This window comes from Vibrio sp. RE86, assembly GCF_013114545.1.
GTDB lineage: Bacteria > Pseudomonadota > Gammaproteobacteria > Enterobacterales > Vibrionaceae > Vibrio.
Window position 1 is genome coordinate 264,753 of record NZ_VTXI01000001.1, and the last position, 14,259, is coordinate 279,011.

General features: G+C 43.3%; 14 protein-coding genes and 1 pseudogene. 12 read left to right on the forward strand and 3 right to left on the reverse strand.

Features of this window, described 5'->3' with window-relative positions; genetic code table 11:
• Positions 1-88 precede the first annotated feature (88 nt).
• On the forward strand, positions 89-451 hold the full coding sequence (locus F0231_RS01250) for a YkvA family protein (protein ID WP_171757896.1): 363 nt from the start codon (positions 89-91) through the stop codon (positions 449-451).
• A gap of 58 nt (positions 452-509) precedes the next feature.
• On the opposite strand, the gene F0231_RS01255 is transcribed toward F0231_RS01250, so the two are convergent.
• Positions 510-1,814: a dicarboxylate/amino acid:cation symporter gene (locus F0231_RS01255; protein ID WP_171757897.1), complete on the reverse strand. Its 1,305-nt coding sequence runs from the start codon at positions 1,812-1,814 to the stop codon at positions 510-512.
• Between the two features lie 564 nt (positions 1,815-2,378).
• On the opposite strand from F0231_RS01255, the gene F0231_RS01260 reads away from it, so the two are divergent.
• The 6 genes and pseudogenes from F0231_RS01260 to F0231_RS01280 all read left to right on the forward strand — a co-directional run bounded on the left by F0231_RS01260 (position 2,379) and on the right by F0231_RS01280 (position 6,096).
• Entirely contained in the window at positions 2,379-2,999 is a 621-nt protein-coding gene (locus F0231_RS01260) for a LysE family translocator (RefSeq protein WP_171757898.1), read from the forward strand.
• Positions 3,000-3,497: 498 nt separating this feature from the next.
• A pseudogene (locus tag F0231_RS20895) lies at positions 3,498-3,599 on the forward strand (POTRA domain-containing protein); the annotation flags it as partial.
• A gap of 6 nt (positions 3,600-3,605) precedes the next feature.
• Complete coding sequence (locus tag F0231_RS20835; protein WP_253825691.1) at positions 3,606-4,028, forward strand: DNA/RNA non-specific endonuclease; 423 nt, start codon at positions 3,606-3,608, stop codon at positions 4,026-4,028.
• Positions 4,029-4,038: 10 nt separating this feature from the next.
• On the forward strand, positions 4,039-4,479 hold the full coding sequence (locus tag F0231_RS01270) for an immunity protein YezG family protein (RefSeq protein ID WP_171757899.1): 441 nt from the start codon (positions 4,039-4,041) through the stop codon (positions 4,477-4,479).
• 55 nt (positions 4,480-4,534) lie between these two features.
• Positions 4,535-5,137, forward strand: a complete 603-nt coding sequence (locus F0231_RS01275) for a hypothetical protein (protein ID WP_171757900.1) — start codon at positions 4,535-4,537, stop codon at positions 5,135-5,137.
• Between the two features lie 692 nt (positions 5,138-5,829).
• Entirely contained in the window at positions 5,830-6,096 is a 267-nt protein-coding gene (locus F0231_RS01280) for a hypothetical protein (RefSeq protein ID WP_171757901.1), read from the forward strand.
• A gap of 41 nt (positions 6,097-6,137) precedes the next feature.
• Here F0231_RS01280 and F0231_RS01285 read toward each other — a convergent pair whose 3' ends face one another.
• The gene (locus tag F0231_RS01285; protein ID WP_171757902.1) at positions 6,138-7,316 is read right to left on the reverse strand and encodes an MFS transporter; all 1,179 of its coding nucleotides are present in this window, start codon (positions 7,314-7,316) and stop codon (positions 6,138-6,140) included.
• Between the two features lie 127 nt (positions 7,317-7,443).
• On the opposite strand from F0231_RS01285, the gene F0231_RS01290 reads away from it, so the two are divergent.
• Positions 7,444-8,325, forward strand: coding sequence for a LysR family transcriptional regulator (locus F0231_RS01290; protein ID WP_171757903.1), 882 nt, complete (start codon positions 7,444-7,446; stop codon positions 8,323-8,325).
• 70 nt (positions 8,326-8,395) lie between these two features.
• On the opposite strand, the gene F0231_RS01295 is transcribed toward F0231_RS01290, so the two are convergent.
• Positions 8,396-9,301 (reverse strand): LysR family transcriptional regulator, encoded by a 906-nt coding sequence (locus F0231_RS01295; RefSeq protein ID WP_171757904.1) that lies wholly within the window; start codon positions 9,299-9,301, stop codon positions 8,396-8,398.
• Between the two features lie 178 nt (positions 9,302-9,479).
• Between F0231_RS01295 and F0231_RS01300 the strand changes: the two genes are divergently transcribed.
• The 4 genes from F0231_RS01300 to F0231_RS01315 all read left to right on the forward strand — a co-directional run bounded on the left by F0231_RS01300 (position 9,480) and on the right by F0231_RS01315 (position 14,218).
• Positions 9,480-10,868 (forward strand): MATE family efflux transporter, encoded by a 1,389-nt coding sequence (locus F0231_RS01300; protein WP_171757905.1) that lies wholly within the window; start codon positions 9,480-9,482, stop codon positions 10,866-10,868.
• 148 nt (positions 10,869-11,016) lie between these two features.
• On the forward strand, positions 11,017-11,475 hold the full coding sequence (locus F0231_RS01305; RefSeq protein WP_053439592.1) for a YaiI/YqxD family protein: 459 nt from the start codon (positions 11,017-11,019) through the stop codon (positions 11,473-11,475).
• Positions 11,476-11,484: 9 nt separating this feature from the next.
• Positions 11,485-12,441 carry a LysR family transcriptional regulator gene (locus tag F0231_RS01310; RefSeq protein ID WP_171757906.1) on the forward strand — a complete coding sequence of 319 codons (957 nt, stop codon included), beginning with the start codon at positions 11,485-11,487 and terminating at the stop codon, positions 12,439-12,441.
• 511 nt (positions 12,442-12,952) lie between these two features.
• On the forward strand, positions 12,953-14,218 hold the full coding sequence (locus F0231_RS01315) for a RidA family protein (protein WP_171757907.1): 1,266 nt from the start codon (positions 12,953-12,955) through the stop codon (positions 14,216-14,218).
• Positions 14,219-14,259 lie beyond the last annotated feature (41 nt).

Here is a 14,259-nt window from a genome sequence, read left to right on the forward strand (position 1 = left end):
CGAAAGTTTGGGGATTTTTTTATTAATCTCTCGTTCATCTTCATTGTTCTATGATTGTTTCATGAAAGAACCTATTTTGGAGGCAAAGATGGACTCAACTGTGGCTCTAAAAACCATCGCAGATCATTCAGAACAAGCGCCAGATTCCAAAACGTTTTGGACAAAAATGAAACGTTCGGTCAAACGTGCAGGTGAAGAGCTGGCAGTGATGGGCATTAAGTCATGGCTCGCAATGACGGACTCAGATACATCGGTAAGGCACAAAGCGATTTTGGGCGGAGCGTTAGCCTACTTTGTTTTACCGACGGATATGGTGCCAGACGTCATGGCCGGAGTCGGCTTTACCGATGATATGGCCGCGCTCACTTTAGCTGCAAACTCGGTAGGCAATGCGATTAAAGATGAGCATGAAGCACAAGCGCGCGACAAGCTTCAATCATTACACGAATAACCAAAAAAGCCCTCACTGTTTCCAGCGAGGGCTTTCTATTTGGATGAAAGAGGTGAAATTAAGCTTCAGAGCGCTTTAAATGTACTTCCTCTTCAGCAGCACCTGCCAGCGGATCGTTGAAGCGTTGCTCATCAAAAGCACCTTCAGATTTCGCGACAATAATCGTCACGGCGCTGTCACCGGTAATGTTGACGGCGGTACGAATCATATCAAGTAGGCGGTCAACACCCATAATAAGTGCAATACCTTCAAGTGGTAGGCCAACTTGGTTCAATACCATTGCCAGCATAACCAAGCCAACACCAGGAACACCTGCTGTACCAATCGATGCAAGCGTTGCTGTCATGATCACCATTAGGTAATCCGTCATCGTCAGGTCGATGTTAAATGCCTGAGCAATGAAAGCCGTCGCGACACCTTGCATGATCGCCGTACCGTCCATGTTCACTGTTGCGCCTAGTGGAACGGTGAACGAAGAGACTCGGTTCTCTACACCCATACGGTTCTTTGCTGTTTCCATAGTTACTGGAATTGTCGCGTTTGAAGAAGCGGTCGAGAAGGCGAACATGATCGCATCTTCCATTTTCTTCAAGAACGTAATTGGGCTAAGACCAGTAAAGCCTTTTAGCATCACACTGTAAGTGACTAGGCCGTGTAGAACTAGCGTCCCCGCCAGTACTAAGAAGTACTCAGCTAAGTTCACAATTGCGCTTAAACCTAGACCAGTGAAAAGCTTCGCCATCAGGAAGAAGACACCGTATGGCGCTAGGTTCATCAGAATCGCAACCAGCTTCATGATCACTTCATTAAGATCAGAGAAGAAAGCAGCGATACGCTCACCTGGTTTACCCGCAGCACTGATCGCGATACCAAAGAGTACAGCGAACACGATAACTTGAAGGGTCTTACCTTCAGCCATTGCGCTGATTGGGTTGGTCGGGAACATATCAATGATCACTTGACCAAGAGAAGGTGCTTCAGCTGATTTGAACGAGCTTGCTGCAGTTAAATCCGCGCCTGCGCCAGGTTGGAAAAGGTTACCCATAGTGAGGGCTAGAGTGATAGCAACTGCAGTAGTTGCAACATAGAACGCAAGGGTTTTACCGCCCATTCGACCTAAAGTAGAGAGGTCTTTAAGTGAGCTTGTACCGCAAACAAGGGATACAAAAACCAGTGGAACAACAAGCATTTTTAAGCTGGCAACGAAGATCTGTCCACCAACTTCAAATAGTCCATTAACGATGTATGCGTCGACAAATCCGTTGTCGGCAAATAGGCTGCGAATCGCAAATCCTGTCAAGATACCCGCAACCATACCTAGAATTACGCGGCTGGTTAGCGACATCGGTTTCTTGGTATTCATAGTGAACACTCCTTATAGTTATGCACCTTGAGTTCACTTCAAGGCGAGCAGGAGGTTAGCAGTCACTCGAAAAAATAAGAAAGGAAAAGAATGCGGTTAATTTATAGATGTGATTTGGGTCACTAGTTTTTTTGACTGTTTAACATCATTATAACCAGTATGATTAACGGATTTATCCAAAGAACTGTTTTTGTAACACTAAAAATTCTGTTAATTAAAGAACGTAGGATTCTCATTACTTGAGAATCAATGTGCATATACTGGTAAGATGTGTTTCAAAGTGAATACATAGTCATGGTTTATGCAGCAGCCCTTAGTGAAACGCAAAAAACTAAGCGATTAAGTTCATCGTTTTATCTTCGTTGATTTTAGTCATTTACCTTTCAAAGTAACTTTTTAGTTATTTTAAATCAGAACCTTATCATCACTTTATCTTCTAATAACAGTTTGATGCTTGTCCTCAGTGATTTTGAGGCAGATAAACAGCCCATTCGGTGTATTGGTTTTATCGACACATTGTTTTATGTTAGTCGCAAAATACAACATGATAATAAATAGAACGCTATGAATACCGCTTTGCTGGGAATGTTTATTCCAACCTTCTTTTTTGTCTCGATCACTCCGGGAATGTGTATGACCTTGGCACTTACGCTAGGTATGAGCATCGGTTATCGACGTGCGCTGTGGATGATGGCAGGTGAACTGGTCGGTGTCGGATTAGTCGCCGTTGCTGCCGTACTGGGCATTGCCGCAGTTATGCTCAATTACCCTTGGTTGTTTGTCGCCCTTAAGCTTATCGGTGGGGGCTATCTGTTTTATCTCGGTGTTCAGATGTGGCGATCTAAAGGCAAGCTTGCGATCAATATTGATGAGAGCGCCCCTACACCGCAAAGCGATTGGGATTTGGTGGTTCAAGGCTTTGTGACCGCGATAGCGAATCCAAAAGGGTGGGCGTTTATGATCTCTTTGCTGCCTCCTTTTATTGATCAAAGTGCCGAACTGGCTCCTCAGCTCATTGTTCTTGTCTCTATTATATTACTGTTCGAGTTCATCTGTATGACCTTGTATGCCACGGGTGGAAAAGGGTTGAAACACCTACTCGGGCAGTCTAAAAATGTTCGTTTAATGAATCGCATCGCTGGCACGCTTATGATGGGTGTTGGTGTTTGGCTGCTAATGAGTTAGTAATGAGTTTCTTTTGGTTGTCGTTTATTGAGCTGATAAACAGTTATTACTCGGATAAGTGAGGGAGGGTTAATGTTTATTTTAAATTGAGTTAATTCTGATATGCCTCAAAGTTGCAAATGTGATAAATTTTTCATTCATGCTGTAACTGTATGTGGTATCAATCATCACTGTGCGTATTAGATTTAGCTAGGATAAGCCATTCATCAAGCACTGTTTTTGTGCATTGAACATCATTTTAGGGCTATTGCTAACCCTTGGTTATCCAACAATATCTAGCGCGGCAAATTTGCCGTTAGGGCCGCTTGCGACTCAAGATATTGAAGAAGAGCAACGACAACGTCTCAAACAACTTGAAGAAAGCACCAATGCGCTTCAAGAGCTGACACCTACCCCCTGCTTCCTGACTCTCAGCCAATAGAAGATACTCAGTGTATTGATATTACTGAGATACAATTTTCTGGCAATACTCAGTACAGCAATCAAACACTGGCCGAGATATCCGGCTTTAAGCCAGGGTGTATTGGCCTTAATGCCATTAATGACTACCTTCGCAATATCTCTAATCACTATATCGAAGCGGGTTACGTCACTTCCCGCGCCTTTATGACACCACAGGACCTTTCTTCTGGGGTGTTATTGATTGTGATTGTCGAAGGGAAGGTTGAAAAGGTGCTCTTCAATGGCAAAGAGGCTGACTTCTTAGTTATGGCACTTCCGGGTGTCTCTGGTGCTATTAAGGATGGGTTAGAAGATGATCATGGCGGACACCTCATTGCTTCGATGTTCAATGGGTTAGGCGAGCAGATTAACTATGTACCAATGAACAAAAAGGTTAATGGCTCAGGTGGTGAGTGGGGTAGCCTTGAGAGATTGTGGAAAAATGAGTTAGAGAAAGGCAAGAAGGTTACAGTCGATATTAAACCTATTTATACTGGTAACAACAAAAGGCCTGATGCCATTGCAGTTAGCTATGCTATTGGAAATGAAAAACGTGTCGCACGACTCATTGAAAATATAAAACAATAGAAGGTGTTAAGTGAATACAGCGAAGAACCCCCAAGAAATATATAAAGAGATAGGAAACCTTATTTGGTCAATTTTTCCTGAAGAGGGAGTTGAATCATGCTTTACGTGTCAGGTTTACGATTCGTTTAAAGATTATACATTTGATTGGTCAGATGAGAAAGGGATCAAGCAATGGTTTGGTTTTGAGGATAGCCCTGATGATGTTTTTTATTTAATATTAAAACAGCTTGAATTACTTCAACAGCATCCTATTTTTGCAAAAGAACGTTGGACGCATTGTAAGGTAACACTAACCGATGAAGGTAAGTTTAGTATTAACTTCGCTTATATTGATAAAGAAGATAGTTGGAGTGGACTATATATGAGAGGGGTTAGCTCACTAACAAAAGAAGAAGCTGAAATTTACCATGTCCCCGAAGATGTATGGGAAGAACGTCAAGTTCAATCATAGCCATCGAAAATAATAAGGACAGGCAGGGAAAAATAACAAGGACAGGCATAATAAGGTGCAAGATTTAGCGACAATCCCTTTTAATGAAGAAGCTAAGGCATATTTATTGGAACAAGGCTTAGGATACGAATTCTTTAAAGTTCCACTACCTGAAGAGGGTATGGAGATTGACCGTTATTCTGGCAGGCCAATTAACCCAGAAACAGGAACTTATCAGTTATCACATCTAATTGAAGGAAAAGTGTATACAGTAAACTACTATCCAAGTGGATCACCAGATTGTTTAGCAAATAACTGCAATATGGTTAAAGATGAAGCCAGCGATGCGTTTATTACTGCAACTAGTGCGAAGGCGTTGGATGATGCGTCGACATTAGCGACGTATGCTGCTCTTCCAGCTAGAGCGGGAACTACAATATTTAAGACTATTGATCATACTGGAAAACTTACATCTTTTGGCAGTGCGTTTTTAGATGATACTGTAAGTAAGCAAATTATGGATGAAGGATTCTCTAATTTGACAGAATTAATGCTGAAAGAGCATTTAGGCAAGCACAAAGCTGAAAAAGTACAAGCTTACTTATCTGCATCAGGTTTACTGGATCCAGTAAATGACGCTATACCTACAGATAAAGAAAATAGGGCAGTTCAAAGGTGAATAAATTTTTTGAGTTAATCATATGGCCGGATAAGTTATTTAACAGAATGGCTAAGTTTATTTTAATTGCTATTTATTCGCTTGTGTGGTTGTTATTTTTAACTAATAATATTTTTATTCTTGGTTATGTGACACTTGGTGATTTTATCCCTCTATATAGTATTTTAGTTATGTCTTGCTTTCTAACTAATCGAAATTTACCTATAGGAGGAGTTACATATGATTTTGAGGAAAATAAAAATACAGTACAGGTTTTTCGTTTTTTTATTTTTTTAGGATCACTTTTTTTATATATTTATTACATATTCATATAAGCTCAATCTGAAAAATCATTTTGTCAAATGATACTTACTTGTTATTTAATGGGAATACTCTGGTTTTTGGTGAAACTATCATGGAATAACAATGAGCAAGGTGTTATGCAACAAGTACACATGTATCACGTCTCGGGGAGCATGCCCGAAAAGTAATTCATTTAGACAAAGTGGTGAAGGTACAATAGTTATAATTCTATTAAAATCTTAATTCCTAATGCTGCACAATGCCTTGCTGACTCCACCTCTGACTAATATGCAGTGTGAAGGTAAGATTAAGTTAAATGAAGGGCTTTGTCGATGAGTTCGGGGGTAGCCATGTTCACGGTAAGATAATGAATATATCTTGTATGGAGTTGTAGCAAAGTAGCGAGCATATTGATGGGTTTACTCAATCGCATTAAAACAGGTTTGATAGACGTACTGGACTTTCAGTCACGAGTTTGGGTAGTAAGCGTCTATGCTGGTGAACACAAAGGAGAGTCTTACGTTGTGAATGAAGACAGCTTCTCCGAACCGATGCAATGGATGAAGCGCAAAGGCTATACCGAGGCGATGATCGAGCAGATCGATAAAATGCAGCGCTCACAGGTGAAAGAGTTTGAGTTAGAAAACGTAAAGCATCGACTCATGCGTGTGAAATGAAGTTCAGCCCCTAAGTAAGCGAATACTTAGGGGCTGTTTTATTAAGCTTGTTGAAGCGTTGGAGAACGTTTGTCTAGTGCGCCGCTTAAGCGAGTCAACAGAAGGGCACCTAGTACGATAGCTGCACCAACCCAAGGTGTATTCATCAGCCCAGAGTCTTCGACGATCAAACCGCCGCCCCAAGAGCCTAGCGCAATACCCACATTGAATGCCGCGATGTTGAGGCCAGAAGCTACATCTACTGCGTCTGGTGCGTATTTTTCCGCAAGGTTTACCACGTATACTTGCAAGCCAGGCACATTACCAAATGCGAACGCACCCCAAACCAGAATGGTCAGAACCGCAGCGATAGGGTTATAGGCGGTAAAGTTGAACACAAGCAATACCATCGCTAAGCCGACAAAGATAACCGTTAGCGCTTTGATTGGGCCCATAGAGTCAGCCATCTTGCCGCCCCAAATATTGCCCACCGCAACCGACACTCCGTAAACCAACATGATTAAACCAATAGCACTAGAGTTGAAACCAGAGATCTCTTCAAAAATCGGCGCTAAGAAGGTAAAGGCCGTAAACGTGCCGCCGTAACCTAATGCAGTGATGGCGTAAACCAATAGTAGGCGAGGCTGTGTTAAAACCTTAAGTTGCGCAGAGAGTTTTGTCGCTGGTGGCTGCTTTAAGTTACTTGGTACCAATGCTGCACTACCTATAAGAGCAATTAAACCTAAGATTGCGACAATCAAAAACGTCGCTTGCCAGCCGAAAGTTTGGCCGATGTACGTACCCAGTGGTACACCGGTTACTAGCGCCACGGTTAGGCCAGTAAACATGATGGCAATAGCGCTGGCTGCTTTCTCTTTAGAAACCAATCCGGTTGCAATGGTAGAGCCTATCGAGAAGAACACCCCGTGTGCAAGACCCGTCAGGATGCGAGCCATGACCAAGGTATTGTAGCCAGGAGCTTGCCACGCCAATAGGTTACCTAGCACAAACAGTGACATCACTGTAAGTAGTACCTTCTTACGCGGCCAGTTACCTGTTAGAGCTGTAAGAACAGGAGCGCCAACCGCAACCCCTAAAGCGTACAAGCTTACTAACAGACCGGCAGAAGGTAGTGAAACGGAAAGGTCTGCTGCCATTGTAGGAATAAGTCCGACAATGACGAATTCGGTGGTGCCGATAGCAAAAGCACTCAGCGTTAATGCGAATAGAGCAATTGGCATAATGATTCTCATCGTTGTGTTGTTTGATGGGGTGCATTATTCAAGAAACTTTATTTGTGAAAAATAGTGCTTTTATCAAATTACTTTTGCTATAAATGATGGTAATTGGGTTTGAGAGATGAATGACATGCGCACACGTTCCGATGAATTGGATATGTTACTTACCGTGGTTGACAGTGGTGGGTTCTCCGCGGCCGCCGATGCGTTAGGTATACAGGTCGCTCGCGTATCAAGAGCAGTGAGTAAAATTGAAAAACAGCTTGGGGTGTCGATTCTTAATCGAACCACCAGACGCATAGAACTCACCGATGAAGGGCGTCAGTTCGTTGAGTCGATTCGTAAAGGGCTAGATATCATCAAGCAAGCGGAAGAGGAGATCGTCTCGCGTGGGGAGCTACCTAAAGGTCACCTAAGAGTCGACGCCGCCAGCCCGTTTGTTTTTCATCAGTTAGTGCCGCTTATACATGAGTTTAAATCAGCCTACCCAGATATTGAGTTGGAGCTCACTTCGAATGAAGGCTTTGTTGACCTATTAGAGAAACGAACCGATGTTGCGATTCGTATTGGTCAGCTCAAAGACTCGACATTGCATGCGAAACCTCTCGGTAAAAGTCCACTCTATATCGTCGCTTCTCCAGATTACCTTGCTCGACATGGGATACCTAAGTCGGTGTCTGAGTTATCGCAACATCAAATCATTGGTTTTAACGCGCCCAAGGTGCTCAACCAATGGCCGCTAAAAGGGTTTAAGTCGATTGAGCCTAGCCTGCAATCCAGTAACGGAGAAACGGTTCGGCAGTTGGCGCTGAGCTCAAATGGCATCGCTTGTTTATCAGGGTTCATGGTCAAACAAGATCTGGAGGCAGGGCGACTGGTATCGATTTTAGAGGATGAAAAGCTGCTCAATACTGATAGAGAGTTGGTTAACGCCGTCTATTACAAGTCCTCGTCCGTCGCGAGGCGAATTTCTGCGTTTATCGACTTCATTCAACCTAGGCTCTCTTTGTGAGGCAAAACAGCTTTATTCTGAAATAGCCACCAAGACACTACTAAGTACCCCGCAACTCTCCACTGTTCTCTTAATCCGTTATTTGAGTGACGGCAAAGTCAATGAAGGCGCGGACTTTGGCTGATAGATGCTTCTTGCTTGGATAGACCAAATAGATAGGTAATTGTAGAGGAGGAAAGTCAGGAAAAAGCTCTATGAGTGACCCTTGTTCGAATTCATCATTAATGTGATCCCTTGGTAAACGAGTAATGCCTTGGCCTGCTTTACACATAGCCAGTTCAAGTTGAGGGCTGTTCGTGATCATTCTTGCTGTGGTAAGCACTTCGATAGGCTCACCGTTACGCTCTTGATATACCCATTTATGCGGCTGTTTGCTCAGGCTGTAGGTAATGACGCGATGGCTTTCTAGCTCTGACGGGTGACTAGGTGTACCATAATCTTTAAGGTATTGAGGGGAGGCAACGGTCACGCCAAAGCTAGAACAAAGCTTACGGCTTATTAGGCTGGAATCATCCATTGCTTCTGATGCTCTAATCACGATGTCAAACCCCTCATCAATCACATCAACCATGCGATCATTGATATCAACATCAAGCTGTACTTTGGGAAACTGTTGAGCAAACTGAACTAAAACAGGTTGAAGCTTAGTTAACCCAAAACTGACCGGGCAGCTTATCCTTAACGTCCCCTGAGGCTCTCGTTGACTGCCAGACACTAGGTTTTCCGCCGTTACAGCATCATCAATGATCTGCTGGCAGCGCGCATAGAACTCTTTGCCTTCTGGAGTGAGCTTAAGAGTGCGAGTTGTACGTTGAAGCAGTCTCACCCCTAGCCGCGATTCGAGTTTATTAATCTCTTTGCTGATATACGATGTTGAATGTAAGGTCGCTTGCGCTGCATTGGTAAAACTGCCGCTATTAACGACTTCGACAAATATTACGATGCCATCGAGTAAATCTGTTTTCGCGCTCACCATTTCAGCCTCTAGGTCTTATTCCACTTCATATGGAAATAATCATTACACATTTGCCCTATTAATAAATAAACGAGCACAATCTATGCTAATTACATCACAACTGAGCAAGCTGACTTTATGGCAAATAGGCTGAGTTTTGTTCATTACGACGCTAATTAAACGTTTGAGGGCATGTAAGATGGAAAACCCACTCCTTGATAAACCAGTGAAAATATCACTGCTGACGATGGCAGCCCCAGCAGCGTTTGGAATGCTGATGACTTTCTTATTTCAGCTTGTCGATAGCTATTTTATTGGCCAGTTAGGAACGCAAGAATTGGCCGCAATCAGTTATACCTATCCAGTTTACATCTTCATTGTCAGCTTATTCATGGGGATATCTGCAGGGGTATCAGCAACGGTTGGGCGTGCGCTCGGTGAAAAGAATGCAATTAAGGCTCAATCATTGGTCACAATCTCGGTGTTGTCTTTCAGTGTGTTGTCGGCAGTGCTTGGTGTCATAGGTGTTTTCACCATGGAAAATACCTTTTCTTTACTGGGGGCGACCAGCGATTCTATCGATTTAATTGAGCAATATATGCAGCCAATTTACCTAGGAATGATGATCTTAGTCGGTGGTTTAATTGCAAACTCAGCCTTAATGGCAAAAGGGATTATGATCAAAACGATGGTGGTTATGGCGTTAGGCGGCATCGTCAACGTGGTCTTCGACTATTTGCTGATTTTCGGGAATGCGGGTTTTCCTAATTATGGACTGGCGGGGGCTGCGTATGCGACCGTTATATCTTGGGCCGTGATTCTGTTTTGTATGCTGTTATTACTGTTACAAAACAAACTGTTCTCACTCACTTCGATATACCAAATTAGACTTCAATTGAAAGAGATATTGTTAATTTCTAGCCCGGCAGTCGTCGCACAAATTTTAAACCCAATCGCGATTGCCGTGATTACTGCTGTTGTATCGCAATATGGTCAAAGTGCCATGGCAGCGTTTGGTATTGTGACGAGAATTGAGTCGTTGGTGTTGACTGGAATACTTGCTTTAAGTGTTATTGTCACGCCGTTAACCGCCCAAAACTATGGTGCTAAAGCGTATCGTCGACTGGATAATATCGTTGCTCTCTCAGGGCGTATGACGGTGTATTGGGGGATTACATTTGGTCTGCTAACCATTGTGTTTGCTGAATCGGTTATTGGTATTTTCAGCATCGATAATGAGGTGGTTGAGTTTGGGCGTTGGTATTTCTATATTGTTGGCGCTACGTTTCCAGCGTTTGGTCTCGTGTTAATGGCGACGTCGTTCTTCAATGGTGTACAGCAAGCAAAAATGTCACTGCGAGTCACCTTAGTGAAGTCATTGTTGCTTACTATCCCGTTAGCATTTATTGGTGGATTGTTCACGATTGAGCTGCTTTGGGCTGGAGTAGCGGTAGCCAATATATTGGGGTGCCTTTACGCGAAAAAGTTGCTTGATGGTTGGTTGACGAAAAACAAATCACCACTGGTGAACCGCAATCCGCTAGAGGACTATGTTCGAGATGTTAAAGGCGCTTTTTCACGTAACTGATAGTGCTTTGCAGAGCTTATAAGTGAGTGAATAAAACTAAGATTAGCGAGTTGAGATTGCTGATGAATAAATATCGCTATTAAGCAGGAATGAATTGCGGTCTAATGGTGAGATATAACAAGTCCCTATATAAAGGAAAAATAGTTTGATGAAAATTTGGGTCGATGCGGATGCATGTCCAGTCGTTGTGCGAGACATCTTGTTTCGTGCTTCAGAGCGTACAGGCGTAGAAGTTACCTTAGTAGCGAATCAATTCATTCGCACACCAGCATCACCAAAAGTGACCATGCTGCAAGTTCAAGCGGGTTTCGATGTGGCAGACAACGAAATCGTAAAACGTTGTGAAACGGGTGATTTAGTGATCACCAGTGATATTCCACTGGCCGATGAAATCATTACCAAAGGTGGTCATGCTCTTAGTTCGCGTGGTGAAATGTTCACTAAAGAGAACATCAAATCTCGTCTCAATATTCGTGACTTTATGGAAACCATGCGTAGCAGCGGCATCCAAACGGGTGGGCCCGCACCCCTTAGCCAAGCCGATCGTCAACAGTTCGCCAATCATTTAGATAAGTGGTTGGTTCAATGGCAAAGAGCTCAAAAATAGAGGCACACTATGGCGTTGGTGAATCAGTTATCTCTCTTTATTGATGTGGTGCAGCAAGGGTCGTTTACCAAAGCGGCGGCGCTGCATGATATGGACAACTCATCCCTGTCTAAGCAAATCAAAAAGCTAGAGTCAGAGTTAGGCGTGCAGCTGCTTAACCGTTCCACTCGCTCGTTCTCGCTCACCCCTGCAGGAGAAGAGATCTTAGAGCAAGCACATAACTTGGTTGGCACGTTAAGTCATGTTCAGTCAATTGCGGACTCTTACCATGCACAGCCTAAAGGTCGTATTCGAATCACGGCGCCATATCATGTTGGGCAAAATCACCTTCAGCCAGTCATCACTCAGTTTATTCAGCGTTTTCCAGATGTTGAAATAGAGCTACTGATGGATGACAAACGCTCCGACATTATTTCAGATCACTTTGATGTGGCGTTTCGATTAGGGCGATTGGATGATTCGAGCCTAATTGCGAAAAAGATCGCTGACATTCGCCCAGTCATTTTGGCATCTGGGCGTTTTCTTGAGCGCTACGGTGAGCCGACCACACCTGAGGAGTTGGTAAAACTACCTTCTGTTGTTTATAGCAACCGCTCGTTAACGGTAGACACCATGCGCTTAGGTGAAACGCCAGAATCCGACAAAACCATTGCCTATAAGATGAAAGGCAACTGCAAGGTTAACGATGTGCAAACCTTACTTGCGTCGGCAAAAGACGGGCTAGGTTACGTGACAATCGCTTCCTCTAACCTTAACCGACCGATTTCAGAGTTAGGTTTAAAGCCATTATTGACGGATCACTTGTTGTGCAATCAAGGCCTAGCCCTCTACGCTTTGTATCCACATCGAAAGCAGACTGCTTTAGTGCGAGAGTTTATTACTGCCGTTCAGGAATACATTGGAACACCGCCAATCTGGGAACAGAATATTCCAGATTTTGCTAATTGCTATAAAGTGAAGAAATAAAAAGCACCGTCTAAGTAAGGGCGTTTTTATATTCGAATCTTTTTGTTAAGCCTTTAATGCGAATGTAGAATGATTGTTTAAATAGCCAAATTTAAGTTGGCTTTTTTGTGTCTGTAATATTTCTAATAAAAATATATTCACTAAATACGAGAATCAAAGCACTCGTGTTGCTAGGGAAAGGCTCGTTTACTCAGTATGTTGTGAAGTCGCCATCACATTTGAACATTTCACAGCAAACAGACACGGTTTCCTAAATGCTATCTATTCATTATTGAGGGATTAATACTCCTCGATTCATTTTTTGTGAGAGTACTGCCTTTGTTAACTTGGATAATTAATGTTGTCCTGACTAATTATCCAAAGAGTGCAAAGTTTCTAGTGAAATTGAATTTTGAATTGCATCACACTCGCGGAAATACCCATGAATTACCATCAGTTCTCTTAGAAAGATAAGCCCTAAATAATAACTATCAAAATACCCTACACATCTATTATAAGGATACCTATCATCATGAGCGGTAAGATCATCAAGCTATCTCGAAATACAGACCAAGCGCCAATCAATGCACTGTCTACGCAAAGCGTTGCGTTCTCTCACTACAACAATATTTCGGCGCAACTGCCGCTCGATCCTGCAAGTGGTGAGTTGGTAATAGGTGACATTAAAGCGCAAGCTAAGCAATGTTTTGACAACATCAAGTCTATCGTAGAAAGCATTGAACACGTGATGGATGATGTGGTTAAAGTGAATGTATTCCTTAAGAACATTGAGGATGCAGACGCGGTGAACGAAGTAATGGCGACGTTCTTTACTGACTACTTCCCAACGAAAACAGTGTCCGCTGTGGCTGAGCTGCCAAACAGTGATGCTCTGATTCAAGTTGATGCTTTAATCTCTAATGGTGAAGGTACCGAGCCTCAAGAACCATGCGCTTTGATTAAGCAGGCGAGAAACTGCGATAGCGTGACCCAAAGCGCGACATCGATGCACTCAGTGGCTTTTTCACACTACAACAACCTATCGGCGCAGTTGCCAGTTGACCCGAATACAGGCGCTTTGGTTGAGGGGGGAGTGAAGGCTCAAACCGCTCAATGTCTACGCAACTTAAAGACTGTCCTAGAAAGTATTGATGTACCGTTTGATGACATCGTCAAAGTGGGTATTCAGGTGAGAGATCTTGCTGACATTGCATTAGTGAATGAAGTGTACATGACCTTCTTCCCTGACTCAGCAATCGCTCGCAGTGTCGCATATGTTCCAGCGCGCACGATTGTTCAAGCTGCTGGTCTACCAATGAATGCACTGGTACAAATTGATGCGGTAATTTCTCATGGCGATGGCACACCGCCGCAAGAAGTGGAAGACAGACACGGCATTGTGATCCGCGCGAACAACACTGATTCAGCACCGATCAGCGTACTATCAACGCAAACTGTCGCGTTCTCTCATTACAACCATATCTCAGCGCAGCTTCCAATCGATGCTCAAACGGGTCAGCTCGTTGAAGGGAATACGGGCGAGCAGGCGAAGCAGTGTCTTACTCACATTAAATCGATTGTTGAGAGCATTGGTCATGAAATGGATGACTTGGTGAAGATCAACATTCAACTTACTAATATGGCTGACCTGAAAATGGTTGATGAGGTGTACGTGACTTTCTTCAATGGTCAGCTTCCTGCGAGAACCGTTATTGGTGTTGAGAAGATAGCTTCTGACGCACTGATCCAAATTGATGCCGTCGTTTCCAATGCAGAGGGAACACCCCCAACGAAGTAATCATCTGAAGAGATAAAAAAACGTCCTCGATAGTGAGGACG